General features: G+C 54.5%; 1 protein-coding gene and 1 pseudogene. Both read right to left on the minus strand.

Annotated features, from left to right (window positions below):
- Positions 1-13 precede the first annotated feature (13 nt).
- A pseudogene (locus tag ACTHUR_RS13475) lies at positions 14-361 on the minus strand (aminotransferase class III-fold pyridoxal phosphate-dependent enzyme); the annotation flags it as partial.
- A gap of 52 nt (positions 362-413) precedes the next feature.
- Positions 414-775, minus strand: a 362-nt coding sequence (locus ACTHUR_RS13480) for an EamA family transporter (protein WP_440399038.1), incomplete at its 5' end; no start/stop codon positions are given.

Genomic DNA, 775 nt, shown 5'->3' on the forward strand with positions numbered 1-775 from the left:
CGACTTCCACCTAAACCGAACCCGAGTCCGCATAAAAAATACGGTCCAGCCCCTGCGGCAAAATCCCGACCAACAACTTGCCCAGCTCCACCGCCGGCTCGTGCGTCAAACCGCCGAACATCATATGCGACATTTGTTTAATCTGCGCCTCAACTGCCTGATTCAAAACGGGATGATTGTAGCCGTGTATCGCACACCACCAAGACGACATCCCGTCAATCAGCCGCGTACCGTCCGCCAATTCGATGTGCACACCCTCCGCACGGCGCACCGGATAAACAGGCAACGGGTCGGTCATAGATGTATAAGGATGGAGCAGATGGGCGCGGTCGAAATCGAGCAGGGAGGAATGTTCAGACATGTCGAAAACAATGGTTTGATCAGTTTCATTATTATATAACATATTTCCTATTTCAGACGGCACGTCTTCCGTACTGCATCAACGCCAATCCGACCACTGCCGCCAAACAGCCGGCAACCAAAGAAACATGCAACGCCTCGCCCAAAAACCAAGCGGAACACAGAATACCGAATACCGGCACCAAAGTAATGTACGCCGCCGCGCTGCCGGCGCCCAAAGTCTTCACGCCTTCAAAATACCACGCATAGCTCAAGACCGTTGCCCCGACAGACAGGCCAATCAAAGCAAACCAGCCCCTGCCGTCCATTTCGGCAAGCATACCAAACGGCAGGCCGTCTGAAATCAGCGCAGGCGGCAGCAACATCATTGCACCCAGCCAAGCGGTGGCCACAGTGACCGTCAGCGCATCAATCC

The sequence above is a fragment of the Neisseria sp. P0021.S007 genome (assembly GCF_051956855.1).